The organism is Streptomyces sp. SD15 (assembly GCF_054462255.1).
In genome coordinates this window covers 81,802-106,758 of record NZ_JBTLMO010000001.1, presented here as the reverse complement: position 1 = coordinate 106,758, position 24,957 = coordinate 81,802, and the positions used below count along the sequence as shown (strand labels likewise).

At 69.9% G+C, this 24,957-nt stretch carries 18 protein-coding genes and 1 pseudogene; 4 read left to right on the top strand and 15 right to left on the bottom strand.

Annotation, left to right across the window (positions count from 1 at the left end; all coding sequences use genetic code 11):
* Positions 1 to 455 precede the first annotated feature (455 nt).
* Entirely contained in the window at positions 456 to 1,808 is a 1,353-nt protein-coding gene (locus tag ACX28W_RS00500) for an MFS transporter (protein WP_458996738.1), read from the bottom strand.
* A gap of 297 nt (positions 1,809 to 2,105) precedes the next feature.
* Positions 2,106 to 2,771: a TetR family transcriptional regulator gene (locus ACX28W_RS00495; RefSeq protein WP_458996737.1), complete on the bottom strand. Its 666-nt coding sequence runs from the start codon at positions 2,769 to 2,771 to the stop codon at positions 2,106 to 2,108.
* Between the two features lie 153 nt (positions 2,772 to 2,924).
* Between ACX28W_RS00495 and ACX28W_RS00490 the strand changes: the two genes are divergently transcribed.
* Both ACX28W_RS00490 and ACX28W_RS00485 read left to right on the top strand, forming a co-directional pair.
* Entirely contained in the window at positions 2,925 to 3,800 is an 876-nt protein-coding gene (locus ACX28W_RS00490) for a shikimate dehydrogenase (protein WP_458996736.1), read from the top strand.
* A gap of 135 nt (positions 3,801 to 3,935) precedes the next feature.
* Positions 3,936 to 5,732, top strand: coding sequence for a bifunctional sugar phosphate isomerase/epimerase/4-hydroxyphenylpyruvate dioxygenase family protein (locus tag ACX28W_RS00485; RefSeq protein ID WP_458996735.1), 1,797 nt, complete (start codon positions 3,936 to 3,938; stop codon positions 5,730 to 5,732).
* A 91-nt stretch (positions 5,733 to 5,823) separates the two neighbouring features.
* Here the strand turns inward: ACX28W_RS00485 and ACX28W_RS00480 are convergent, their stop codons facing one another.
* The 8 genes from ACX28W_RS00480 to tkt all read right to left on the bottom strand — a co-directional run bounded on the left by ACX28W_RS00480 (position 5,824) and on the right by tkt (position 15,436).
* The gene (locus tag ACX28W_RS00480; RefSeq protein WP_458996734.1) at positions 5,824 to 6,279 is read right to left on the bottom strand and encodes a tellurite resistance TerB family protein; all 456 of its coding nucleotides are present in this window, start codon (positions 6,277 to 6,279) and stop codon (positions 5,824 to 5,826) included.
* Between the two features lie 94 nt (positions 6,280 to 6,373).
* Positions 6,374 to 6,979 (bottom strand): histidine phosphatase family protein, encoded by a 606-nt coding sequence (locus ACX28W_RS00475; RefSeq protein WP_458996733.1) that lies wholly within the window; start codon positions 6,977 to 6,979, stop codon positions 6,374 to 6,376.
* Positions 6,980 to 6,984: 5 nt separating this feature from the next.
* Complete coding sequence (gene gnd / locus ACX28W_RS00470) at positions 6,985 to 7,863, bottom strand: phosphogluconate dehydrogenase (NAD(+)-dependent, decarboxylating) (RefSeq protein ID WP_458996982.1); 879 nt, start codon at positions 7,861 to 7,863, stop codon at positions 6,985 to 6,987.
* 10 nt (positions 7,864 to 7,873) lie between these two features.
* Positions 7,874 to 9,574, bottom strand: a complete 1,701-nt coding sequence (pgi, locus tag ACX28W_RS00465; RefSeq protein WP_458996732.1) for a glucose-6-phosphate isomerase — start codon at positions 9,572 to 9,574, stop codon at positions 7,874 to 7,876.
* Positions 9,567 to 10,502: a glucose-6-phosphate dehydrogenase assembly protein OpcA gene (gene opcA / locus ACX28W_RS00460; RefSeq protein ID WP_458996731.1), complete on the bottom strand. Its 936-nt coding sequence runs from the start codon at positions 10,500 to 10,502 to the stop codon at positions 9,567 to 9,569. Before opcA ends, pgi begins: the two co-directional genes overlap by 8 nt.
* On the bottom strand, positions 10,499 to 12,172 hold the full coding sequence (gene zwf / locus ACX28W_RS00455; RefSeq protein WP_458996730.1) for a glucose-6-phosphate dehydrogenase: 1,674 nt from the start codon (positions 12,170 to 12,172) through the stop codon (positions 10,499 to 10,501). Before zwf ends, opcA begins: the two co-directional genes overlap by 4 nt.
* A complete protein-coding gene (gene tal, locus ACX28W_RS00450) occupies positions 12,169 to 13,323 on the bottom strand; it encodes a transaldolase (RefSeq protein ID WP_458996729.1) in 1,155 nt (384 codons plus the stop codon). Before tal ends, zwf begins: the two co-directional genes overlap by 4 nt.
* A 19-nt stretch (positions 13,324 to 13,342) precedes the next feature.
* A complete protein-coding gene (tkt, locus tag ACX28W_RS00445) occupies positions 13,343 to 15,436 on the bottom strand; it encodes a transketolase (protein ID WP_458996728.1) in 2,094 nt (697 codons plus the stop codon).
* A gap of 145 nt (positions 15,437 to 15,581) precedes the next feature.
* On the opposite strand from tkt, the gene ACX28W_RS00440 reads away from it, so the two are divergent.
* Positions 15,582 to 16,469, top strand: coding sequence for a helix-turn-helix domain-containing protein (locus ACX28W_RS00440; protein ID WP_458996727.1), 888 nt, complete (start codon positions 15,582 to 15,584; stop codon positions 16,467 to 16,469).
* 57 nt (positions 16,470 to 16,526) lie between these two features.
* On the opposite strand, the gene ACX28W_RS00435 is transcribed toward ACX28W_RS00440, so the two are convergent.
* Together ACX28W_RS00435 and ACX28W_RS00430 are read right to left on the bottom strand one after the other, a co-directional pair.
* A complete protein-coding gene (locus tag ACX28W_RS00435) occupies positions 16,527 to 17,942 on the bottom strand; it encodes a glycoside hydrolase family 16 protein (protein WP_458996726.1) in 1,416 nt (471 codons plus the stop codon).
* A 174-nt stretch (positions 17,943 to 18,116) separates the two neighbouring features.
* The gene (locus ACX28W_RS00430) at positions 18,117 to 19,385 is read right to left on the bottom strand and encodes a L,D-transpeptidase (protein ID WP_458996725.1); all 1,269 of its coding nucleotides are present in this window, start codon (positions 19,383 to 19,385) and stop codon (positions 18,117 to 18,119) included.
* Positions 19,386 to 19,654: 269 nt separating this feature from the next.
* On the opposite strand from ACX28W_RS00430, the gene ACX28W_RS00425 reads away from it, so the two are divergent.
* Positions 19,655 to 20,710 carry a hypothetical protein gene (locus ACX28W_RS00425; RefSeq protein ID WP_458996724.1) on the top strand — a complete coding sequence of 352 codons (1,056 nt, stop codon included), beginning with the start codon at positions 19,655 to 19,657 and terminating at the stop codon, positions 20,708 to 20,710.
* On the opposite strand, the pseudogene ACX28W_RS00420 reads toward ACX28W_RS00425, so the two are convergent.
* The 3 genes and pseudogenes from ACX28W_RS00420 to ACX28W_RS00410 all read right to left on the bottom strand — a co-directional run bounded on the left by ACX28W_RS00420 (position 20,704) and on the right by ACX28W_RS00410 (position 24,763).
* Positions 20,704 to 22,744, bottom strand: a pseudogene (locus ACX28W_RS00420) (MMPL family transporter). The gene ACX28W_RS00425 and the pseudogene ACX28W_RS00420 sit on opposite strands and share 7 nt — an antisense overlap.
* A 130-nt stretch (positions 22,745 to 22,874) precedes the next feature.
* Complete coding sequence (locus ACX28W_RS00415; RefSeq protein ID WP_458996723.1) at positions 22,875 to 23,543, bottom strand: response regulator; 669 nt, start codon at positions 23,541 to 23,543, stop codon at positions 22,875 to 22,877.
* Positions 23,540 to 24,763 carry a sensor histidine kinase gene (locus ACX28W_RS00410; protein ID WP_458996722.1) on the bottom strand — a complete coding sequence of 408 codons (1,224 nt, stop codon included), beginning with the start codon at positions 24,761 to 24,763 and terminating at the stop codon, positions 23,540 to 23,542. Before ACX28W_RS00410 ends, ACX28W_RS00415 begins: the two co-directional genes overlap by 4 nt.
* Between the last annotated feature and the right edge of the window lie 194 nt (positions 24,764 to 24,957).

Genomic DNA, 24,957 nt, shown 5'->3' with positions numbered 1-24,957 from the left:
ACTTGTACCCGGAAGTCGTCGTCGAACAGCGGGAGCACGTCGAGGAGTCGCGTCGCGGCGGTGACGTTGTGCACGACCAGCAGAACGCGACGGCAGTGTCCCCGGGTGGCCCAGCGGGCCGCGTCGTCCCCGACCGGCACCCGTATCCACTCGTCCCGCGCCACGCCCGTACCCCGCCCTCGCGCCCGTCGGCCCAGCTCACGGCCGGGATCCACTGCTGTGATCGGGCAACGATAGTCAACGGGGGCTCCGCGCACACCGGCCGCCCCTGAACCCGGCCGGGGTGCGCGGAGTGGCTCTGTGTAGCCGCGCTGTTCTTTTCTGCTTGTTCCGGCCGATGTTCTTGCTGGAAACGTCAGCTGTCAACCGTGCCTCGGTACGCCCCCTGAGAACAGCCAGGTCCCCGACAGCCCTGTGCTGTCGGGGACCTGGGTTTCCCGGGGGGAGCGGGAGGGTCAGGCGGTGACGGCCTCACGCTGTGCGGCGTTCTGTGCGCCCCGCTCGCCCAGCTGCTCGGTCGGCACCTTGTGCGTCTCGCGGGCGGTGAGCACGGCCAGCACCGGCGGGACGCACAGCGCCGCGGTGAACAGTGCCACCATCGACCAGTTGTCGCCGTCCGGGCCCGCGATCTGTGCCGCGAAGGTGACCGCGAACCCGGCGACGGCGAAGCCGATCTGCGTGCCGATCGCCATGCCGGAGAGCCGGACGCGGGTGGAGAACATCTCGCCGTAGAAGGACGGCCAGACGCCGTTCGCGGCGCTGTAGACCACACCGAAGGCGAGGATGCCGAAGAGGAGGACGAGAGGGTACGAGCCCGTGGAGATGGCCCACAGGTAGGCGAACATCAGGACGGCGCTGCCCGCGGCGCCGATCAGATAGACCGGGCGGCGGCCGATGCGGTCGGAGAGCGTGGCCCAGGCCGGGATCGCGCCGAGGGCGACGATGTTGGCGAGCGCGCCCACCCACAGCATCTGGGTACGGGACAGGCCTACCGAGTCACTGGTGCCGTACGCCAGCGCCCAAACCGTGAAGATCGTGCTGACCGAGGCGATCAGGGCGCCCGCGATGACCCGCAGGACGTCCGCCCAGTGATGGCGCATCAGCACGGCGAGCGGCAGCGCGGGGACGCCCTCGCTCGCTGCCTGCGCGGTGAAGGCAGGGGTCTCCTGGAGCGTACGGCGGATGACATAGCCGGCGACGGCGACCGCGAGGCTCAGCCAGAACGGCACGCGCCAGCCCCAGGAGAGCAGCTGGTCCTCCGGCAGCGCGGCGATCGGGAGGAAGACCAGGGTCGCGAGGAGCTGGCCCCCCTGGGTGCCGCTGAGGGTGAAGCTGGTGAAGAAGCCGCGCCGGTTGGGTGGCGCGTGTTCCAGCGTCATGGAGTTGGCGCTGGCCTGCTCGCCGGCCGCGGAGATGCCCTGCAGGACGCGGCACAGGACCAGCAGGACGGGGGCGAGGCCGCCGACCTGGTCCCGGGTGGGCAGACAGCCGATGAGGAACGTCGAGATACCCATCAGCATCAGCGTGAAGACCATGATCTTCTTGCGGCCGAGCCGGTCGCCGAAGTGACCGAGGAACAGCGCGCCGACCGGGCGGGCCGCGTACGCGACACCGAACGTGGCCAGTGAGAGGAGGGTCGCGGTGGCCGGGTCCGACTCGTCGAAGAAGACCTTCGGGAAGATCAGGGCGGCCGCGCTGCCGTAGATGAAGAAGTCGTAGTACTCCAGGGCGCTGCCGATCCAGGCGGCCATGGCGGCTTTCCTGGGCTGGCCGGGTGGCGCGTCGAGGGGGGCGGCGGGGACAGACACGGCGTGCTCCTTCTGGGGAACTCCGGGGACGGGAGTGGCGGAGGGGGAGAGGTGCCGGGGCCCTGGGGTGGCGGGTCGGCCGTGCCGGGTGACGCGTCCGCCTCGGCAGCTGAGCGTCGTCCGGCTAATTAACCCACTAGGTAGTTAGTAGCGGATGGCTACGGATGTTGCGCTCACGTTTCCCGAGTGTCAAGAGGTCGTGCCAAAGGATCTTCCCTGGGTCGGGTACGCGGGCCGGAGGCAGGCCCGGCTCCCCTTCCCGTCCGGCCCGCGGTTTCCCGGTGCGGCCCGCGGGTCTCAGTCCGTCGCGCGGTCGGCCGTGAGATAGGCGATGACCATGTCGCCGAGCATGGTTCGGTAGTGTTCCCGTCGGGCGGGGTCGACCAGGTCGCGGCCGAAGAGGGCGCCGAAGGTGTGCCGGTTGGAGACCCGGAAGAAACAGAACGAGCTGATCATCGCGTGCAGGTCCACGGCGTCGACGTCGGCCGTGAACAGGCCCGATTTCCGGCCGGTCTCCAGGATGCGGCGGATCACGTCCAGTGCGGGTGAGCCGATCCTGCCCAGCTCCTCGGACCCGGCGATGTGCTCGGCCTCGTGGATGTTCTCGATGCTGACCAGCCGGATGAAGTCGGGGTGCGCCTCGTGGTGGTCGAAGGTCAGCTCGGCGAGCCGGCGGATGGCCGCGACCGGGTCGAGATGTTCGACGTCCAGCTCCTGTTCGGCCTGCCGGATCGCGGAGTACGCGCGCTCCAGAACGGCCGTGAACAGCTGTTCCTTGCCGCCGAAGTAGTAATAGAGCATCCGCTTCGTGGTGCGGGTGCGGGCGGCGATCTCGTCGACCCGGGCGCCCGTGTAACCGGCGCGCGCGAACTCCTGGGTGGCCACGTCGAGAATCTCGGCTTTGGTGCGCGCGGCGTCACGGACGCGTCCGCCCGGCCGTGCGGGTTCTTCGACGCTGGTCATCGGGTTCCTTCGGGCGAGGGGACAGTGCCGGTGATTGTAGAAGCAGGCTCCGGGGGCCGGGTCACGAGTTCCAGGACGGCTCTTCCCGTGGGTCCACGATGCTGATATAGCTAACGTACTAGTTCGTACATTAGTGAGCCGAGGAGTCCCGCCGTGCCCCAGAACTCTTATCTCGTCGGCCTCATCGGTTCCGGTATCGGCCCCTCGCTCACCCCCGCGCTGCACGAGCGGGAGGCGGACCGACAGGGTTTGCGCTATCTGTACCGGCTGCTCGACCTCGACACCCTCGGCGTCGGACCGGAGGCGGTGGGCGATCTCGTACGCGCCGCACGCGACCTCGGCTTCGACGGGCTGAACATCACGCATCCCTGCAAGCAGCTGGTCATCGGCCACCTCGATGAGCTCGCCCCGCAGGCCGAGGCGCTCGGCGCGGTCAACACCGTCGTCTTCGAGGGCGGTCGCGCGGTCGGACACAACACGGACGTCACCGGGTTCGCGGCGTCCTTCGCGCGCGGTCTGCCCGACGTCCCCCTGGAGCGGGTCGTGCAGCTGGGCGCGGGCGGCGCGGGCGCGGCCGTCGCGCACGCGGTGCTGACGCTGGGCGCCGGCCATGTCACTGTCGTCGACGCGATGGCCGACCGGGCCGCGGATCTCGCCGCCGCGCTGAACCGCCACTTCGGCGCGGATCGCGCGACCGCCGCGACGCCGGACACGCTCGGGGCGCTCCTCGCGCACGCCGACGGCGTCGTGCACGCCACGCCGACCGGCATGGCCGCCCACCCCGGCCTGCCGTTCCCGGCCGAGCTGCTGCACCCCGGGCTGTGGGTCGCCGAGGTCGTCTACCGTCCGCTGGAGACCGAGCTGCTGCGCACCGCCCGTGCGATCGGCTGCGCCACTCTCGACGGTGGAGGCATGGCGGTCTTCCAGGCCGTGGACGCGTTCCGGCTGTTCACCGGGCGGGAACCCGACAGTGCGCGGATGCTTGCGGACATCGCCGAGTTGGCGGGTGTGGCGGGGGCCCGGAGCTGAGGGCGCCTGATGGGTGGGGTGAGCGGGGTGGTGCGGCGGGTGCGGGTGCGTGGGGGCTGATCGCGCAGTTCCCGCGCCCCTTACGGGGCCCGTACCGACCAGGGCATGGAAAAGCGACACCGAAGGAGCATCAACATGCGTACGTCCATCGCCACCGTCTCGCTCAGTGGATCACTGACCGAGAAGCTGACGGCCGCGGCCCGGGCGGGCTTCGACGGCGTCGAGATCTTCGAGAACGACCTGCTCGCGTGCCCCCTCACGCCCGAGGAGATCCGGGCCCGCACCGCCGACCTCGGTCTGAGCATCGACCTGTACCAGCCGATGCGCGACATCGAGGCCGTGCCCGAGGACGAGTTCGCCCGCAATCTGCGCCGGGCGCGGCACAAGTTCGACCTCATGCGACGGTTGGGCGCCGACACCGTCCTGGTGTGCTCCAGCGTCTCGCCGCTCGCCGTGGACGATGACGCGCTCGCCGCCGGACAACTGCGTCAACTGGCCGACGTGGCACAGGACTTCGGCATCCGTGTCGCCTACGAGGCGCTCGCGTGGGGACGCCATGTGAGTACGTACGACCACGCCTGGAGCATCGTCGAGGCCGCGGACCATCCCTCCCTCGGCACCTGCCTGGACAGCTTCCACATCCTCGCCCGCGGCAGTGATCCCAAGGGCATCGAGGACATCCCCGGCGAGAAGATCTTCTTCCTGCAACTGGCCGACGCCCCGCTGATGGCGATGGACGTCCTGCAGTGGAGCCGCCACTACCGCTGCTTCCCCGGCCAGGGCGGCTTCGACATCGCCGGGCTGCTCGGACACGTCCTGCGCGCCGGATACCGGGGACCGCTCTCCCTGGAGGTATTCAACGACGTCTTCCGGCAGGCCGAAGCGGGCCCGACCGCCGTGGACGCGCGGCGCTCCCTGCTCGTACTGCAAGAAGCAACCGGAATCGCCGCACTGCCCGCGCCCGTGGTGCCCACCGGCGTCGCCTTCGCCGAACTCGTCACCCCCGACGTCGAACCCGTCGCCGCGCTCCTCGGCGCCCTCGGCTTCACCCGCAGGGCCAAGCACCGCAGCAAACCGGTGGACCTCTGGCAGCAGGGCGAGGCCCGCGTCCTGGTCAACACGGGACCGGCCGCCCGGCGCGACGGCACCTCACTCGCGGCCGTCGGCCTGGAGTCCCCGGATCCGGCCGCCGCGGCCCGGCGCGCCGAATCACTGCTCGCGCCGGTCCTGCCGCGCCGCCGCGCCCCCGAGGACGCGTTGCTGGACGCGGTGGCCGCCCCCGACGGCGTCGAACTCTTCTTCTGCGCCACGGAACACCCCGAACTGCCCAGCTGGACGGGCGACTTCGAGCCCGTCGAGCACCGCGGCGGCGTACCGCGCGTGCACCGCGTCGACCACCTGGCCCTCACCCAGCCCTGGCACCAGTTCGACGAGGCGGCCCTCTTCCACCGCAGTGTGCTCGGGCTGAGCGGGCAGGACAGCGTCGATGTCGCCGACCCGTACGGCCTGCACCGCAGCCGCGCGGTCACCAACGCCGACGGCAGCGTCCGCATCGCCCTCGGCGTCGGACCCGCCCCCACCGACGAGGACGCCCGCGCCCAGCACATCGCCCTCGCCACGGACGACGTGGTCACAGCCGCCCGCCACTTCCGCGACGCCGGCGGCCGTCTGCTGTCGATGCCCGCGAACTACTACGACGACCTGGCCGCACGGTATGAGTTCGCCGACGGCGAGCTGGAGACCTACCGCGAGCTCGGCATCCTCTACGACCGTGACGCGGACGGCGAGTTCCGCCACTGCTACACGGAGACTGTCGGCCGCGTCTTCTTCGAACTCGTCCAGCGCGACGGCGGCTATCGCGGCTACGGTGCGCAGAACGCCCCGGTGCGCCTCGCCGCGCAGCACGCGGGTCGCCGCCGCCCGGGGCGCTGACACGATCGTCGTCGGGGCGGTCCCGGATCCACGAGGTGTCGTGCGGCGGGTGAACCGGGGCCGACCGAGAAGGCCGGCCCCGGCTTCCGTCCTACAGGTCGAACTCGTGCGGCGGCAGGTCGAGCGCGAAGCAGGCCTCACGCACGATCGCCTGCTCGGTCTTGTCGAAGTCGCCGTCGGCGCCGCCGATGACGATGCCGATCTGGATGACGGCACGTGCCTCGGCGGGCTTCTTCTTCGCCTTGGCGATCTCCTGGAGCACCGTGACCTTGCCAAAGGCGAAGTCGGCGGTCAGCTTGTTCAGGTTGTCGTCGAAACGGCGACGCAGGTCGTCGGCGTTGAAGTTCTGCAACACCTCGTTCGTGGCGATGAGTTGGGCCACACGCTGCCGCTCGGACGGGTCGACGGTGCCGTCCGCCGCCGCGACGAGGGCGCACATCGCCATGCTGGCGTCGCGGAAGGCACCGCTCTTGAGGTCGTTCTTCTTCGCCTCGAGCTGGGTCTGCATCGTCGACGCGGACTCTTTGATGCGGTCCCACAGGGCCATGAGAACTCCATACGTTGGGGAAGGCCCGGCCCGCCCCGGAGGGCGGGCCGGAATCTCTTCGGTTTCTACAGCACCTTCTACAGCACCGCGGAAACTAGTGGGCGGCCGCGGAAGTTCCGGCGGCGTTCCACTCGGCGATCACAGGACGGCCGTGCTCCGTGGAGAGCCGGCTGACCGTCCCCGTGGCGAGCTGGAACAGCCGCCCGTCCGCGGCGGGCAGCCCCAGCCGGCGGGCCGTGAGCACCCGCAGGAAGTGGGCGTGCGCCACGAGGATCACATCACCGCCCTCGAGCGCCTCCGCCACGCGGGACAGCACGCGGTCGGCGCGCCGTCCCACCTCGGTCGGCGACTCGCCGGGGTGGTCCGCCGGACCGGGCGCCACCCCGTCGTTCCACAGGTACCAGTCGGGCCGGGTGCGATGTATCTCGACGGTCGTGACGCCTTCGTACGCGCCGTAGTCCCACTCGTGCAGATCGGGATCGGGTACGGCCCCGTACAGACCGGCGAGTTCCGCCGTCCGCACCGCGCGGCCCAGCGGGCTGGTGAGCGCCAGGGCGAAGGTCCGGCCGGCGAGCAGCGGAGCGAGGGACTTCGCCTGTTCCTCGCCGTGCTGGGTGAGCGGCAGGTCGGTCCAGCCGGTGTGCCGGCCCGACACACTCCACTCGGTCTCGCCGTGGCGGACCAGCAGGAGGTCGCCCATGGTCGTTACTCCGCGGACTCGACGGCGTGGCCGCCGAACTGGTTGCGCAGCGCGGCGATCATCTTCATCTGCGGCGAGTCGTCCTGGCGGGAGGCGAACCGGGCGAAGAGGGAGGCCGTGATGGCGGGCAGCGGGACGGAGTTGTCGATGGCCGCCTCGACGGTCCAGCGGCCCTCGCCCGAGTCGTCCGCGTAGCCGCGCAGCTTGTTGAGGTGCTCGTCGTCGTCCAGGGCGTTGACGGCGAGGTCGAGCAGCCAGGAGCGGATGACCGTGCCCTCCTGCCAGGAGCGGAAGACCTCGCGCACGTCCGTGACGGAGTCGACCTTCTCCAGGAGCTCCCAGCCCTCGGCGTAGGCCTGCATCATGGCGTACTCGATGCCGTTGTGGACCATCTTGGAGAAGTGGCCGGCGCCGACCTTGCCGGCGTGCACGAAGCCGGAGTCACCCTCGGGCTTGAGCGCGTCGAAGATCGGCTGGACCTTCGCGACGTGCTCGGCGTCGCCGCCGACCATCAGCGCGTAGCCGTTCTGCAGGCCCCAGACACCGCCGGAGACGCCCGCGTCGACGAAGCCGATGCCCTTGGCGGCGAGCTCCTCCGCGTGCTTCTCGTCGTCGGTCCAGCGGGAGTTGCCGCCGTCGACGACGGTGTCGCCGGGGGAGAGGAGGCCGCCGAGTTCGTCGATGACGGACTGGGTGGGGGCGCCGGCCGGGACCATCACCCAGACCACGCGGGGGCCTTCGAGGCTGCCTACGAGTTCGGTGAGGCTCGATACGTCGGCGAGGTCCGGGTTGCGGTCGTAGCCGATGACGGTGTGGCCTGCGCGGCGGATCCGCTCGCGCATGTTGCCGCCCATCTTGCCGAGGCCGATGAGGCCAAGTTGCATCGCAGTCATGTCAGTTAACTTCTTCCGGTGCGTTCTTGAGCGTGCGGTAGGCGGCCACGAGGGCGGCGGTGGAGGGGTCGAGGCCGGGGACGTCAGTGCCTTCGGTGAGCGCGGGCTCCACGCGCTTGGCGAGGACCTTGCCCAGCTCGACGCCCCACTGGTCGAAGGAGTCGATGTTCCAGATCGCGCCCTGGACGAACACCTTGTGCTCGTAGAGGGCGATGAGCTGGCCGAGGACCGAGGGGGTCAGTTCGCGCGCGAGGATCGTGGTCGTCGGGTGGTTGCCCTTGAACGTCTTGTGCGGCACCAGCTCCTCGGGCACCCCCTCGGCCCGTACCTCGTCCGGCGTCTTGCCGAAGGCCAGCGCCTGCGTCTGCGCGAAGAAGTTCGCCATCAGCAGGTCGTGCTGGGCGGCGAGTTCGGGCTCCAGCTCGTCGACCGGGTTGGCGAAGCCGATGAAGTCCGCCGGGATCAACTTCGTTCCCTGGTGGATGAGTTGGTAGTAGGCGTGCTGCCCGTTGGTGCCGGGGGTGCCCCACACCACCGGGCCGGTCTGCCACTCCACCGGATGGCCTTCGCGGTCCACGGACTTGCCGTTGGACTCCATGTCCAGCTGCTGCAAGTACGCGGTGAACTTGGACAGGTAGTGCGAGTACGGCAGCACCGCGTGCGACTGGGCGTCGAAGAAATTGCCGTACCAGACACCCAACAGGCCCAGCAGCAAGGGTGCGTTGGCCTCGGCGGGGGCGGTGCGGAAGTGCTCGTCGACGGTCCTGAACCCGTCGAGCAGCTCCCGGAACCGGTCCGGGCCGATGGCGATCATCAGGGACAGCCCGATCGCCGAGTCGAAGGAGTAGCGTCCGCCGACCCAGTCCCAGAACCCGAACATGTTGGCCGTGTCGATGCCGAAGTCGGACACCTTCCCGGCGTTGGTCGACAGCGCCACGAAGTGCTTGGCCACAGCCTTCTCTCCCCCACTCTCGACTTCGCTCGAGCGGGAGGTGCCCCCATCGTCGAGCCCGGCCAGCAGCCAGGTGCGCGCCGAGGTGGCGTTGGTGATCGTCTCGATGGTGGTGAACGTCTTGGAGGCGATGATGAACAGCGTCTCCGCCGGGTCCAGGTCCCGCACGGCCTCGTGCAGGTCGGCGCCGTCCACGTTCGACACGAACCGCACGGTCAGCGAGCGGTCGGTGAAGGCGCGCAGCGCCTCGTAGGCCATGGCCGGACCGAGGTCGGAGCCGCCGATGCCGATGTTGACGACATTGCGGATCCGCCGACCCGTGTGGCCGGTCCACTCGCCCGAGCGGACCCGCTCGGCGAAGTCGGCCATCTTGTCGAGCACGGCGTGCACACCGGGGACGACGTCCTCGCCGTCGACCTCGATCACCGCGTCACGGCGGGCGCGCAGCGCGGTGTGCAGCACCGCGCGGTCCTCGGTGACGTTGATCCTCTCGCCGCGGAACATGGCGTCCCGCAGGCCGAACACGTCGGTGGCGGTGGCCAGTTCCTGGAGCAGGGCGAGGGTCTCGTCCGCGATCAGGTGCTTGGAGTAGTCGATGCGCAGGTCACCGACCCGCACGACGTAACGCTCCGCGCGTGCGGGGTCGGTGGCGAACAGCTCACGCAGCTGCGGGTGGAGCAGCCCGTCGGCGCGATGGTCCTCCAGGGCCACCCACTCCGGGCGCCGCGTGAGCTTGGGGGTGTCAGACATGACGGGGGGTCTCCTTGGTGCCGTCGCCTCGCAGGGCGATGGCGTACATGTCGTCCGCGTCGAGGCGGCGCAGTTCCTCGGAGATCAGCTCGGAGGTGGTGCGCACCTTCAGCGCGAGGGTGCGCGAGGGCTGTCCGGGCAGGGACAGCGTGGCCAGCGGGCCCTCGGGGCGGTCGATCACGATCTCGCCGTTCTCCGTGCCGAGCCGTACGGCGGTGACGACCGGACCGGCGGTGACGACGCGCTCGACCGGCACCTCGAGCCGGGTGCCGAGCCAGCGGGCCAGCAGTTCGGCGCTCGGGTTGTCGGCCTCGCTCTCGACGGCGGCCGAGATCACCTTCGTACGGGCCTGGTCGAGCGCGGCGGCCAGCATCGAGCGCCACGGCGTCAGCCGGGTCCACGCCAGGTCGGTGTCGCCCGGCGCATACGAGGCGGCACGGGCCTCCAGCGCGACGAGCGGGGCCTCGACGGCGTACATGTCGGTGATCCGGCGCTGAGCGAGGGCGCCCAGCGGGTCCTTGGCAGGCACGTCCGGCGCGTTCACCGGCCACCACACGACGACGGGCGCGTCGGGCAGCAGCAGCGGCAGGACCACGGAGTCGGCGTGCTCGGAGACCTCGCCGTACGTCCGCAGCACGACCGTCTCACCGGTGCCGGCGTCGGCGCCCACCCGGACGTCGGCGTCGAGACGCGAGCTCGTGCGGTCGCGCGGCGTGCGGGCGTGCCGCTTGATCACGACCAGGGTGCGCGAGGGGTGCTCGCGCGAGGCCTCCTCTGCCGCCCTGATCGAGTCGTAGGCGTTCTCCTCGTCGGTGACGATGACCATCGTCAGGACCATGCCCACGGCGGGAGTGCCGATGGCACGGCGCCCCTGCACGAGCGCCTTGTTGATCTTGCTTGCCGTGGTGTCGGTCAGGTCGATCTTCATGGCCTGCGCCAGCTCCGTCCGTCTCGTGCGAGCATCTCGTCGGCTTCCTTCGGACCCCAGCTGCCCGAGGAATACTGCGCGGGCTTGCCGTGGGTCTCCCAGTAGCCCTCGATCGGGTCGAGGATCTTCCAGGACTCTTCCACCTCTTGGTGACGGGGGAAGAGATTGGCGTCGCCGAGCAGGACATCCAGGATCAGCCGTTCGTATGCCTCAGGGCTGGACTCGGTGAACGACTCGCCGTAGGCGAAGTCCATCGTGACGTCCCGGATCTCCATCGACGTACCCGGCACCTTCGATCCGAAGCGCACCGTCATGCCCTCGTCGGGCTGGACGCGGATGACGATCGCGTTCTGGCCGAGCTCCTCCGTGGCGGTCGAGTCGAACGGGGAGTGCGGGGCGCGCTGGAAGACCACCGCGATCTCCGTCACCCGCCGGCCGAGCCGCTTTCCGGTCCGGAGATAGAAGGGCACGCCCGCCCAGCGGCGGTTGTCGACCTCCAGCTTGACGGCCGCGTAGGTGTCGGTCGTCGACTTGGGGTCGATGCCGTCCTCCTGGAGGTAGCCGCGCACCTGCTCGCCGCCCTGCCAGCTCGCCGCGTACTGGCCGCGCACGGTGTGCTCGCCCAGCTTCTCCGGCAACTTGACGGACTTGAGGACCTTGAGCTTCTCGGTGAGCAGCGAGTCGGCGTCGAAGGCGATGGGCTCCTCCATGGCGGTGAGTGCCATGAGCTGCAGGAGGTGATTCTGGATCACATCCCGTGCGGAGCCGATGCCGTCGTAGTAGCCCGCCCGGCCGCCGATGCCGATGTCCTCGGCCATCGTGATCTGGACGTGGTCGACATACGACCGGTTCCAGATGGGCTCGTACATCTGGTTGGCGAAGCGCAGCGCCAGGATGTTCTGGACGGTCTCCTTGCCGAGGTAGTGGTCGATGCGGAACACCTGGTCCGGGTCGAACACCTCGTGCACGATCTTGTTGAGCTCGCGGGCGCTGGCCAGGTCGTGGCCGAACGGCTTCTCGATCACCGCGCGCCGCCAGGAACCCTCCGGAGCGTCCGCCAGCCCGTGCTTCTTGAGCTGCTGGACGACCTTCGGGAAGAACTTCGGCGGTACGGAGAGATAGAAGGCGTAGTTGCCGCTGGTGCCCCGCGAGGAGTCCAGCTCGTCGACGGCCGCGCGCAGTTGCTTGAACGCCGTGTCGTCGTCGAAGTCGCCCGGGATGAACCGCATGCCCTCGGCGAGCTGCTGCCAGACCTCCTCGCGGAATTCCGTACGGGCGTGCTCGCGCACCGAGTCGTGGACGACCTGTGCGAAGTCCTGGTCCGCCCACTCGCGGCGGGCGAAGCCGAGGAGGGAGAAGCCCGGCGGCAGCAGGCCCCGGTTGGCGAGGTCGTAGACGGCCGGCATCAGCTTCTTGCGGGACAGGTCGCCGGTGACGCCGAAGATGACGAGACCGGAGGGGCCCGCGATCAGGGGGAGGCGGCGGTCGCGGGGGTCGCGCAGCGGGTTGGACCAGTCGAGGGCCGCAGCGGCGGCGTCCGCGTCGGCCTGCGCCTTGCCCTTCGCCTGGGCCTTCACCTCAGTCGGTTCCACGGCCGTGTCACCGGATCCCGCCGACGCGGCGGCCGCATCCTGCGGGGCGCTGTCGGAAAGTGCCTCACGCTTGCTCATTCCCCCTCAGCTCCCTTGACTCCCTTGCCGCTCAGTGAGGTCGCCACCGCGTCGAGCAGGTCTCCCCAGGCCGCCTCGAACTTCGAGACGCCCTCGTCCTCCAGCTGCTTGACGACCTCGTCGTACGAGATCCCGAGCCCCTCGACGGCCGCCAGGTCGGCGCGGGCCTGGGCGTAGCCGCCGGTCACCGCGTCGCCGTGGATGTCACCGTGGTCGGCGGTGGCGTTGAGGGTCGCCTCCGGCATGGTGTTGACCGTGCCCGGCGCGACCAGCTCGTCGACGTACAGGGTGTCCTTGTACGCGGGGTCCTTGACGCCGGTTGAGGCCCACAGGGGGCGCTGCTTGTGGGCGCCGGCCGGGGTGAGCGCGGTCCAGCGGGCGGAGGCGAACACCTCTTCGTACGCCTCGTACGCGAGCCGCGCGTTGGCGAGCGCGGCCTTGCCCTTGAGGGCGAGCGCCTCGTCGGTGCCGACCTTCGTCAGCCGCTTGTCGATCTCGCTGTCGACGCGGGAGACGAAGAAGGAGGCGACGGAGTGGATGCCGGCCAGGTCGATGCCCGCGGCCTGCGCCTTCTCCAGGCCCGCCAGGTAGGCGTCCATGACCTCGCGGTAGCGCTCCAGCGAGAAGATCAGCGTGACGTTGACGCTGATGCCGAGGCCGATGACCTCGGTGATGGCCGGGAGACCGGCCTTCGTCGCCGGGATCTTGATCATCACGTTCGGGCGGTCGACCAGCCAGGCGAGCTGCTTGGCCTCGGCGATGGTCGCCGCGGTCTCGTGGGCCAGCCGGGGGTCGACCTCGATGGAGACCCGGCCGTCACGGCCGCCGGTCGCGTCGTACACCGGGCGCAGGATGTCGGCGGCGGCGCGGACGTCGGCCGTGGTCATCATGCGGACGGCCTCGTCGACCGTCACGCCGCGCACGGCGAGGTCGGCCAGCTGCTCCTCGTACCCCTCACCGGAGCCGATGGCGGCCTGGAAGATGGAGGGGTTGGTGGTGACGCCCACCACGTGCTTGGTCTCGATGAGTTCGGCCAGGTTGCCGGAAGCGATGCGCTTGCGCGACAGGTCGTCCAGCCAGATGGAGACGCCTTCGTCGGAGAGGCGCTTGAGGTTTCCCGCGGTCGCGGTTGCTTCGGTCACAGTGATCATCTTCCTTTGTGCGATCGGATCAACCGCGGGTGGCGGCCAGGCCAGTGGTTGAATTAAATGCAGCCCGCGCGGTGGCGGCGACGTTCTCGGCGGTGAAGCCGAACTCGGCGAACAGGGTCTTGGCGTCGGCGGAAGCACCGAAGTGCTCCAGCGAGACAATGCGTCCGTGGTCACCGACGTAGCGGTACCAGGTCAGGCCGATGCCCGCCTCGACCGCCACGCGGGCCTTCACGGACGGCGGAAGCACGCTCGCCCGGTACTCCGGTGACTGCTCCTCGAACCACTCGACGGACGGCATCGACACCACCCGGGTGCCCACCCCCTCGGCCTCCAGCAGCTCGCGCGCCTCGACGGCGAGGTGCACCTCGGAGCCGGTGGCGATGAGGACGACGTCGGGCGTGGCGGTGGACGCGTCGCGCAGGACGTAACCACCCTTGGCCGCCTCGGAGTTGGCCTCGTACGTCGGTACACCCTGACGAGTCAGCGCCAGGCCGTGCGGGGCCGGGTTCGTGGCGTGCCGCTTGAGGATCTCGGCCCAGGCGATGGAGGTCTCGTTGGCGTCGGCCGGACGGACGATGTTCAGTCCGGGGATGGCGCGCAGCGAGGCGAGGTGCTCGACCGGCTGGTGGGTGGGGCCGTCCTCGCCGAGACCGATGGAGTCGTGGGTCCAGACGTACGTCACCGGGAGCTGCATCAGCGCGGACAGTCGGACCGCGTTGCGCATGTAGTCGGAGAAGACCAGGAACGTGCCGCCATAGATGCGGGTGTTGCCGTGCAGCGCGATGCCGTTCATCTCGGCGGCCATCGAGTGCTCACGGATACCGAAGTGGACGGTACGGCCGTACGGGTCGGCCTCCGGCAGCGGGTTGCCCTTCGGGAGGAAGGAGGAGGTCTTGTCGATGGTGGTGTTGTTGGAGCCGGCGAGGTCGGCGGAGCCGCCCCACAACTCGGGGATCACACCGCCGAGCGCCTGGAGGACCTTGCCGGACGCGGCGCGGGTCGCGACGGAGGTGCCCGCCTCGAAGACGGGGAGCTGGTCCTCCCAGCCCTCGGGGAGCTGACCGGCCACGATCCGGTCGAAGAGCTTGGCGCGCTCGGGGGCGGCGGTCCGCCACTCGGCGATCTTCTTGTCCCAGGCGGCGTGCGCCTCGGCGCCCCGGTCCAGCGCCTGGCGGGCGTGTGCGAGGACCTCCTCCGCGACCTCGAAGGTCTGCTCCGGGTCGAAGCCCAGGAGCCGCTTGGTGGCCGCGATCTCCTCGGCGCCGAGCGCCGAGCCGTGCGAGGCCTCGGTGTTCTGCGCGTTCGGCGCGGGCCAGGCGATGATCGTGCGCATCGCGATGATGGAGGGGCGCTCGGTCTCGGCCTGCGCCGCCTTGAGCGCCGTGTGCAGCGCGTGGACGTCGATGTCGCCGTTGGAGGAGGGCTCGATCCGCTGGACGTGCCAGCCGTACGCCTCGTAGCGCTTCAGCACGTCCTCGGAGAAGGCCGTCGCGGTGTCGCCCTCGATGGAGATGTGGTTGTCGTCGTAGACGAAGACGAGGTTGCCGAGCTTCTGGTGGCCGGCGAGGGACGAGGCCTCGGCGGAGATGCCCTCCTCCAGGTCGCCGTCCGAGACGATCGCCCAGATGGTGTGGTCGAAGGGGGACTCGCCCTCGGGGGCCTCGGGGTCGAAGAGGCCGCGCTCGTAGCGGGCGGCCATCGCCATGCCGACGGCGTTGGCGACACCCTGGCCGAGCGGACCGGTGGTGGTCTCGACACCCGCGGTGTGCCCGTACTCGGGGTGACCCGGCGTCTTCGAGCCGTGGGTGCGGAAGGCCTTCAGGTCGTCCAGCTCGAGCTCGTAGCCGGAGAGGAAGAGCTGGGTGTAAAGGGTCAGCGAGGTGTGGCCGGGAGAGAGGACGAAGCGGTCACGGCCGGTCCACTCCGGGTCGGCGGGGTCATGTCGCATCACCTTCTGAAAGATCGTGTACGCGGCCGGGGCCAGGCTCATAGCAGTGCCCGGGTGGCCGTTTCCGACCTTCTGTACGGCGTCGGCGGCCAGGATACGGGCCGTGTCGACGGCTCGCCGGTCGAGATCGGTCCATTCGAAGCCGTCGGAGCTCTGCGTACTCATCTTCAAGAAGTCCTCACGAGATGGGGAATCGCTGATGGAACGCGTTCAAACTTAAAAGTCAGACTTTTGGAGGGGAAGGTGCGGCTGTGTCAGGCTTCGGTGAAAGTGGGACAGCGCAGACGGACCGAGGCGGCACGAGACAGACATGGCGGACAGAGCCACCCAAGACGGCGACGGGATCAGGACTTTTCCCTTCCCGGTCGACCTGAGTGTCGGCGGTGTCGGTATGCAGGTCAGTGCGCTGGACGCCGGTCGCTACTCGCCGGAGGAGGTGCAGCTCGACCGGGTGCACCGCATCGACTTCCACGTCGTGATGCTCTTCAGCGGCGGTTCCGTGACGCACATGGTGGACTTCGCCGAGTACGAGGCGACGGCCGGGGACCTGCTGTGGATCCGCCCGGGGCAGGTGCACCGCTTCTCCCGGGCGAGCGAGTACCGCGGAACCGTCCTGGCCATGCAGCCCGGATTCCTGCCCCGCGCCACCGTCGAGGCCACCGGCCTCTACCGTTACGACCTGCCGCCCCTGCTGCACCCCGACGCCGCCCAGCTGGCCGCCCTGGAGCACTCGCTCGCTCAGCTGAACCGCGAGTACGTCGACACCACCACGCTGCCGCTGAGCCTTCACACCTCGGTGCTGCGGCACTCCCTGACGGCGTTCCTGCTGCGCCTGGCCCACCTCGCGGTGAGCTCCGCCGAGGCGGCCCGTGAGCAGACCGACACCACTTTCACCCGCTTCCGGGACGCGGTCGAGAAGAGCTTCTCCACCAACCACAGCGTCAGCGCGTACGCCGACGCCCTCGGTTACTCGCGCCGCACCCTGGTGCGCGCCGTGCGCGCCGCCACCGGCGAGACCCCGAAGGGCTTCATCGACAAACGGGTGACCCTGGAGGCCAAGCGGCTGCTGGCCCACACGGAGATGCCCATAGGCCGCATCGGCGCGGCCGTGGGTTTCCCGGATTCCGCCAACTTCTCCAAGTTCTTCCATCAGCACACCGGGACGACTCCGGTGGCGTTCCGGGCGGAACTGCGCTGACGGCAAGGGGCGGGCCCACGGGCCCGCCCCTTCACTTCTTGTAGACAAGCCGTCTGGTCAGTGGCCGAAGTTGAACCAGTTGACGTTCACGAAGTCGGCCGACTGGCCGCTGGTGAAGGTCAGATAGACATCGTGGGGGCCGGTGACGCCGGAGATGTTCGCCGGGATCGTCCGCCAGCTCTGCCAGCCACCGGTGTTGGCGAGCGAGAAGCTGCCGACGGGCGTGCTCGTACGGCTGTCCAGGCGCACCTCGACGAGTCCGCTGACCCCGCTCGCGGCGCCGCTCGCGACCCGGCCGACGAACTGCGTGGCCGCCGAGGAGCCGAAGTTGACCCCCCTGTACAGCGCCCAGTCGCCGCCTGCGAGCGAACCGATGTTCTGGCCGCCGCCGGTGTCCGTGGTGGTCTCCGTGATGGTGCCCGACTGGCTGTCGTGCGACTCGGCCTGGATGGCGCTGTAGGCGTCACGGTTGCCGGTCGGAGGTGGCGTGGTACCGCTCCCACCGGCCTGCAGCACCTGGACGTAGTCGACCACCAGCGGGTGGCCGGGAACCGTGCCGCTGTCCGGGCCACCGCCGTACGCGGCCGGGAACCCGCCGCCCATCGCGACGTTCAGGATGATGAAGAAGCCGTGGTTGGTGGCGTTGGCCCAGGTCGTCGCGTCGACCTGATTCGCCCTCACCGTGTGGAAGTTGACGCCGTCGAGGTAGAAGCGGATCTCCTCGGGGCTGGTCGACTTGTCCCATTCCATCGCGTACGTGTGGAAGCCGGCCTGACATGTCGTGCCGGTGCAGGACGTCGAACCGCCGATGCCGGTCGTCTCGTTGCAGGGGCCGCCCGGGCTGGTGCCGCAGTGCATCGTGGCCCACTCGGTGTTGAGGCCCTGGACGTTCTCCAGGATGTCCAGCTCGCCGACGCTCGGCCAGTTCTGGTAGTTGCCGCGGTAGGGCGCGCCCAGCATCCAGAAGGCGGGCCAGTAGCCCTTCGCGGCGGCGCCGGTCACGTTCGGCATCTGGATCCGCGACTCGACGCGCAGCTTGCCGCCCGCGGGCGGCTGGAAGTCGGTGCGGTTGGTCTCGATGCGGCCGGAGGTCCAGTTGCCGGCGGCGTCGCGCCGCGGGGTGATCAGCAGGTTGCCGTTGCCGTCCAGCGCGACGTTGTTGGTGCTGGAGGTCATCGTCTCGACCTCGCCCGTGCCCCAGTTGGCGGGGCCGCCCGGGTAGCTGGTGCCGGTGGCGTACTGCCAGTTGGCGGTGGAAACGCCGGATCCGGCGGCCCCGTTGAAGTCGTCGACGAAGACCTGGGACCAGCCGGCCGGGGGTGTGGGTGCGGACGCGTTCGCGGGAAGGGTGGCAGCCGTGGCCGTGACGGCCGCCAGGCTCAGCGTGCCGAGCAGGGCGACGAGCGCGCGGCGCAGGGGGCCGCGTCTGGCGGGTGTGCCGGATCTCACCGATATGCCGGAAGTGTCACTCATGAGTGCCTCTTCGGGTATGGAGTGGGGGTGCGCGAGTGTGTGAGAGCGCTCTCACCGCAGCTGCGCGGCCAATGTGCTCTCTGTCACTCCGACCGTCAAGAGATAAAGCCGAGAAACTCCGTTCCCTGTACGGGTGTTCAGGCCATGGAGAGGAGGGGCTGAGGAGGTGGGGGGCTAGAGCGCGCTCCCCGCCTTCCAGTTCGCCCACGACAGGTTCCACCCGTTGAGGCCGTTGGACGCCTCGACGGACTTCTCGCCCGAGTTCTTCACGATCACCACGTCGCCGAGCATGGAACTGTTGTAGAACTTGTAGCCCGCCACGGAGCTGTCGTTCGCGCCCTTGGTGTCGTGCAGGCCGATGCAGCCGTGACTGGTGTTGCTGCCGCCGAAGATCGAGGTCGAGGCCCAGTAGTTGCCGTGGATGAAGGTGCCGGAAGTGGTCAGGCGCTGGGCGTGCGGGACGTCCTCGATGTCGTACTCGTCGCCGAGCCCGACGGTCGAGGACTCCATCCGGGTCTCCTTCAACCGCTCGCTGATCACCATGATCCCGGACCAGGTGGTGTGGTCGGAGTCGCCGCCGGTCACCGGGTAGGTGGCGAGGGTCGAGCCGTCCCGCTCGATCGTCATGGTCTCCTTCGCCAGGTCGACCGTGCTGATTTGGCGGCGGCCGATGGTGAAGGTGACGTCCTTGGACTGCGTCCCGTAGACGCCGTCCGCGCCCTCGACGTCCTTCAGTCGCAGGCTCAACGTGATCTTCGTACCCGCGGCCCAGTACTCCTCGGGCCGGAAGTCGAGGCGGGTGTCGCTGAACCAGTGGCCGACCACCTCGACCGCGGGCACGGCGGTCACCGTGATCGCCTTCTCGACGGCGGCGCGGTCCGTGACGGCCTCGGTGAAGTTGATCGACACGGGCATTCCGACGCCGGAGGTCGAATTCGCCTCGGGTGTGAAATAGCCCACGAAAGTTTCCCCGGGAAGCTTCGTGGTGAAGCTCGCGGTCTGCGCGGTTGCGCCCTGTGGTTTCGCCGTGACCGTGTATTTGGTGCCCGAGTACGGATTCTCGGTGGAGGTCCATTTCGTACGGGCGTCATTGAAGGACCCGGCCAGGGTGGAGCCGTCGTTGCCGGTGACCTCGACGGTCGAGAACGTGCCATCGCTCACGGTGACCTCGACCGGGCTCGTGAAGGCGGCCTTCTTCGTGCCGTCGGCGGGGGTGACGCTGACGGTCGGCTTCTTGACCTTGGCTTTTGTGGCCGCGGCTGCCGTCGTCGCCTGCGCGCTCGTCCCCTCCGAGGCGTCCGCCGTTCCGCTGCAGCCCGTCAGGATGCCGACGGCCGGCACGGCACTGAGCGCGGCGAGCACCCCTCGACGTGACCACGTCGGGCGCTCGGACCGGTTTGCTGTCTGCTGCTCGGACCGGTTCGAACTTATCGGGACGCTCACGGCACGCCTTTCTTGGATGACCACCACTGGTGGTGCATCTTGCGTCGCCTTCCTGGGTTGGATCTTTGAATTTGAGAGCCTTTTCTGAGATTCCTGTGAGGACACCCTGAGTGAAGGGTCGAATGCGTGGTTGTCCCGAATGCCCGGGAGGGTGACCGGAGCATGACCACGCTGCCCGGCTGAGCAGCCTGTCTCGTACGGGCCCCCGTTCGATCACATGTCGGACACGGGGACCGTCGCGAGCGGAGCCGGTCGGGCAACCTGCGGACATGGGGAGACACGGGGGATGCGTACTGAACGGCTGTCTGACCGTACTGGTGGGGATTCTGGTCCTCGTCTGCGGTGCGGTGGTGTGGGTCATGACGGCACCCGGCCGCTACGAGGACCAGGCGCGCGACCGTATGAAGGACTCCGTGGACGAGTCGAAGCAGCGGCTGTCCCTGGCGGCGGCGGACGGCACGCTGCTCGGTACCGAGATCGCCCGGTCCGTCCGGAGCACGGGCAAGGCGATGCCGCCCGACGTCCGCAGAAACGGGCGGCACATCACGGTCACCACGGAGTTCATGGGGCTCGGGCCCGGTCTGTTCGGCGCCACTTCGGTCACGGGCTGCTACCGCTTCGAGCTCGTCGCGCGATCGGTCTCCGTCGAGCAGATCCCCGGGAAGAGGTGCTTCGATCTGCCCCGGTACCGGTACCGGAAGCCGTCGGTGGTCGCCGCGGACGTGGTCGCCGAACTGCGACCGGTGCTGGCCCAGGGCGGGCTGGCGGCCGTCCCGGGAGCCGAGGTCTGGCAGACCACCGAACTCAAGGTCGAGGACTCGGAAGTGACGCACAGTCAACTGACCTACCTCGTCTGGATACGCGGCGCCATGGCGACCAGCACCTGCTACGAGTTCCACGCGACGGAGAAGTCCCGCACCCTCACCGCCAGGGAACTGAAGCCGGAGGGCTGTTACGGCCTCCAGCGCGCCCGGGAGGCGGCGGTGACAGCGGCCGAACGCACCGAACTCGAAGCGAGTGCCTTGAAGATCGAGCACCGGCTGGCGGGCGCTCTCACCGACGGCACGCTCACGGACGGCGAGAGGCGACGGGCGTTCGCGCTGCCGAAAACGGACGCGATGGGACAGCCCGCACCAGGCCGACCGGTCGCCGTGGCCGTCAGCACGGAGCGGTCACCCTCCGAGGTGATCATCGTCGCCAAGGTCAATGCCCTGTCGGACACGTCGTCGGCCCTGGGCTGCTACCAGTTCCGCGCCCACCTCACGACCCAGTCCGTCACCCGCCGTGCGGCGGGGACGGACTGCCTTCTCCAGCGGACTCAGTGACTGGTACCGGTACTGGTCAGCTGCGGCTGCGGCGGCATCTCCTCGTGCAGCCCGAACCGGTCGTGGGCCCGCCGCAGCGGCCCCGGTGCCCACCACGCCCGCCGCCCGAGCAGCGCCATCGTCGCCGGTACGAGCAGCATCCGGACGACGGTCGCGTCGATCAGGACGGCCAGGGTCAGTCCGAGGCCGATCTGCAGGATCGGTGAGAAGCCGCCCGTCATGAAGGCGCCGAAGACGACGGCGAGGAGCAGGGCGGCGCAGGTGACCACGCGGCCGGAGCGGCGCAGACCGGTCACCACGGCCTCCCGGTCGTCACCGGACCGGTGTCGGGCCTCGCGCATCCGGGCCAGGATGAACAGCTCGTAGTCCATGGCCAGTCCGAACGCGATCGCGATGATCAGCGGCGGCGCGGTCAGGCTCAGCGCGCCCAGTTCCTGGGAGCCCAGGAGTCCGGCCAGATGGCCGTCCTGGAAGACCCACACCACCACACCGAGGGCGGCGCCCAGGCTGAGCAGGGTGGTCGCGATGGTGCGCAGCGGGATCAGCACCGAGCCGGTGAAGGCGAACAGCAGGGCGAAGATGCCGGCCAGGACGGTGACGGCCGCCCAGGGCGCCCGGTCGGAGAGCATGTCCCGGAAGTCGACCAGCCGGGCCGCGCCGCCGGTGACCTCGACCGGCTCGTCGCCGCGCAGGTCCCGCACCTGCTTGACCAGGTCGGTGGCCGCCTTGCCGTCGACGCTGCCGGACGGCTGGATCTCGACCACCGTGGTGCCGCCCGGCAGGTCGCGGGACCCGGCGGTCGGGGAGAGGGCGCGGATGCGGTCGGCGGTCGCGGCGTCGGTGCCCGGCTTCAGGACCACGGTCACCGGCGAAACGCCGGTGCCCGGCGGGAAGTGCGCGTCGACACTGTCGTACAACTGCCGTGCCTCGGTGCTCGACGGCAGCTGTTCGGCGCCCCCTATGTTGATCTTCATGCCGGTGATGGGCAGAGCCAGCACGAGGAGCACGGGGACGACCACGGCCACGACCGCGATGCGTCGGCGCGCCGCGAAGCGGGCCAGGCGGGCGAAGAGGCGGCCCTCCTCGCCCTCCGGCCTGGTCTTCGACGGGGCGATCTTCCCGCCGAAGCGGGTCAGCAGCGCGGGCAGCAGAGTGAGCGCGGCGAGCATGTCGATGACCACGACGGCGGCCACGGCCAGGCCCATGCTGCGCAGGAAGACGCTCGGGAAGACCAGCAGCCCGGTCAGGCTGACGGCCACGGTGAGCCCGGAGAACAGCACGGTCCGGCCTGCCTGCGCGACCGTGCGCTGCACGGCCTCCACGACGTCCTCGGTGTGCCGCCGCTCCTCACGGAAGCGGACCAGCAGCAACAGGGCGTAGTCCACGGCGAGTCCGAGCCCCAGCATCGTGGTGACCTGGATCGCGTACACGGAGATGTCGGTGACCGAGCTGAAGACGAACAGCGCCAGGAACGCGCCGGCGATCCCGCTGACGGCGACCAGCAGGGGCAGCGCCGCCGCGCGCAGTCCGCCGAAGATGACGAGCAGCAGCGCCAGCACGACCGGCAGTGAGATCAACTCGGCGTTCTTGACGTCCTCCTGAGCCCGCTCACCCAGCTGCGTGCCGAGCAACGGGCCGCCGCTGACGTGGACTTCGGGTGCGTCGATCTGTTTGATGCGGGCGGCCGCGTCGTCCACCGCCCGTGAGGCCGCGGGTCGCGTACGGGTCCGGGACCGCCGCGACACCGGCGATGTTCCGCACGTCCGCCACGGCCCGCTCGACCTGGGTGCGCAGTGCGGGGTCGGAGACGGTGACGCCCTCGACGACGGCGGTGATGGAGTCGCCGGTCGGGTCGACGTCGGCGAGGTACTGCGCGGCCCGTTCGGACTCGGTGCCCGGGACTTCGGGCACGTTGTCGGAGAGCCGCGCGAAGACGCCCGTCCCGAGCCCGAAGCCGAGCAGCAGGAAGAGCACCCACAAGAGGATGACGGTCAGCGGGCGGCGGGTGGACGCCCGGGCGAGTGTGGACAGCACGGTCACTCCTGGCGAGTCGTCGGTTGACATCGCCACTCAGGCTCGTACCGCCGGGGGTGCCACCGGATCGCCGGGAGGAGCGGTTTCCGGGCCTCCGTCGTACGGGGGAGACGTGGCCGCGTCTCCATCGTCAGAGGGAGCCGGGCGTCACCAGCCCCGTCTCGTACGCGCAGATCACCGCCTGCACCCGGTCCCTGAGGCCCAGCTTGCTGAGCACGTTGCTGACATGGGTCTTGACGGTGTGTTCGCTCACGAAGAGGGTCGTGGCGATCTCGGCGTTGGACAGCCCGCGGGCGAGCAGTCCGAGGGTCTCCTCCTCGCGCGCGGTGAGCACCTCCAGCCGTCGGGGCGTCACCTGGGTCACCGCCTCCTCGCGGCGGCGCCGCACGATGTCGGCGACCAGCCGCCGTGTCACCGTCGGTGCGAGCAGCGAGTCGCCGGCCGCGACCACCCGCACGGCGTGCACGAGGTCGTCGCGGCGTACGTCCTTGAGGAGGAAGCCGCTGGCGCCCGCGTACAGCGCGTCGTACACGTACTCGTCGAGGTCGAACGTGGTCAGCATGACGACCTTGCAGCTGGACTGCGCGCACACCTGCCGGGCCGCCTCCAGACCGTCCATGACCGGCATGCGGATGTCGAGCAGCAGTACGTCGGGCGCGTGCCGGTGCACCGCGGCCACCGCCTCGGCGCCGTCCCCGGCCTCGGCGACGACCGCGATGTCCTGCTGCGCCTCCAGGATCATGCTGAAGCCGCTGCGGACCAGTTCCTGGTCGTCGGCGACGACCACACGGATGCTCACCCCAGGGCCGCCTGCCGGTCGGCGGCGACGGGCAGGCGTACGACGACTCGGAAGCCACCCCCGGGACTGGTCCCGGTCCGCGCGCTGCCTCCGCAGGCGGTGGCCCGCTCCCGGATGCCGATGAGTCCGTGCCCGTCGCGCGTGCCCGCCGGGCCGCTGCCGTCGTCCGTCACCGTGAGCGTCAATTCGGCCTCTGTCCAGTCGAGTTCGACGGTTGCGGAGGTAGCGTACGCGTGCTTGACCGTGTTGGTGAGGGCCTCCTGGACCACGCGGTAGACGGCGACCTCGGTGTCCGGTTGCAGTGGGCGCGGCTCTCCCGCCGTCGCCAACTCGACGCGCAGTCCGGTGGATTCATGGACCTGTCGGACCAGCGCGGGCAGTGCGGCGACGCCCGGCTGCGGCAGCCGCCCCGAACTGCCGTTCCCCTGCTCCTCCTTGAGCACTCCGAGGAGCCGCCGCAGCTGCGTCATCGCATCCCGCCCGGCCCCCGCGATGGCGTCGAACGCGGCCTCCGCGCGCGCCGGGTCGCTGCGCACCACCACCGGCCCGGCCTCGGCCTGCACCACCATCAAGCTCACCGCGTGACCAAGGATGTCGTGCATGTCCCGGGCGATCCGGGCCCGTTCCCGGTCCGTCGCCCGCGCGGTCTCCGCGGCACGCTCCCGCTCCAGTCGCCTGGCCCGGTCCTCCAGCTCCGCGGTGTAGGCGCGCTGGACGCGGGCGAGCATCCCGAACCCGTACGCACAGACGACGCTCAGCAGCTGGAAGGCGTACTCGAAGGGCAGCGGTTCGTCCTTGTGCTGCATGGTGAAGGAGACACCGATCAGCCAGCCGACCAGCATGAAGCGCCGCTGCCAGGGCGGAGACGCGGCGGCCACGGTGTAGAGGACGACCAGACCGCCGTACATCACCTCCGGCGGCGGCGCGTGGTGGACGGCCATCGCGGGCGTGGCCATCGACACGAGGCACGCGGTCAGGAACGGCGCCCGGCGCCGCCACACCAGCGGGACCGCCGTGCCGGCCCCCAGCAGGAAACCCTGCCAGGTCAGCGGGTCGTCGCCCTCGTCGGGGAAGATCCACTGCAGCGAGGTGGCGAACAGCACCAGTGCGGCGAGCGCCGTGTCGACGACGTACGGATTCGTCGTGCGCAGCCGTGCGAGGGCGGACGCGATCCGGGACTGGACGGACAGGGGCGGCGGCGTGGGCGGTACGGGCGGCATGGGCGGCTCCTCGGGGCAAGGGCCGTTCCAGTATCGCGACGGCGTACGGCCCGAGCCTCACCGGTGAGAGGGATATCGCGACCCCGTTCGTGATCATTCCGATGTCGCGGAGCGGGAACCAAGTCCCGGGACTTTCCCTCTCTAGGGTCGAATCGAGGGGCGAAACGGAGCGTTCATGCCCTGTGCATGGTCTT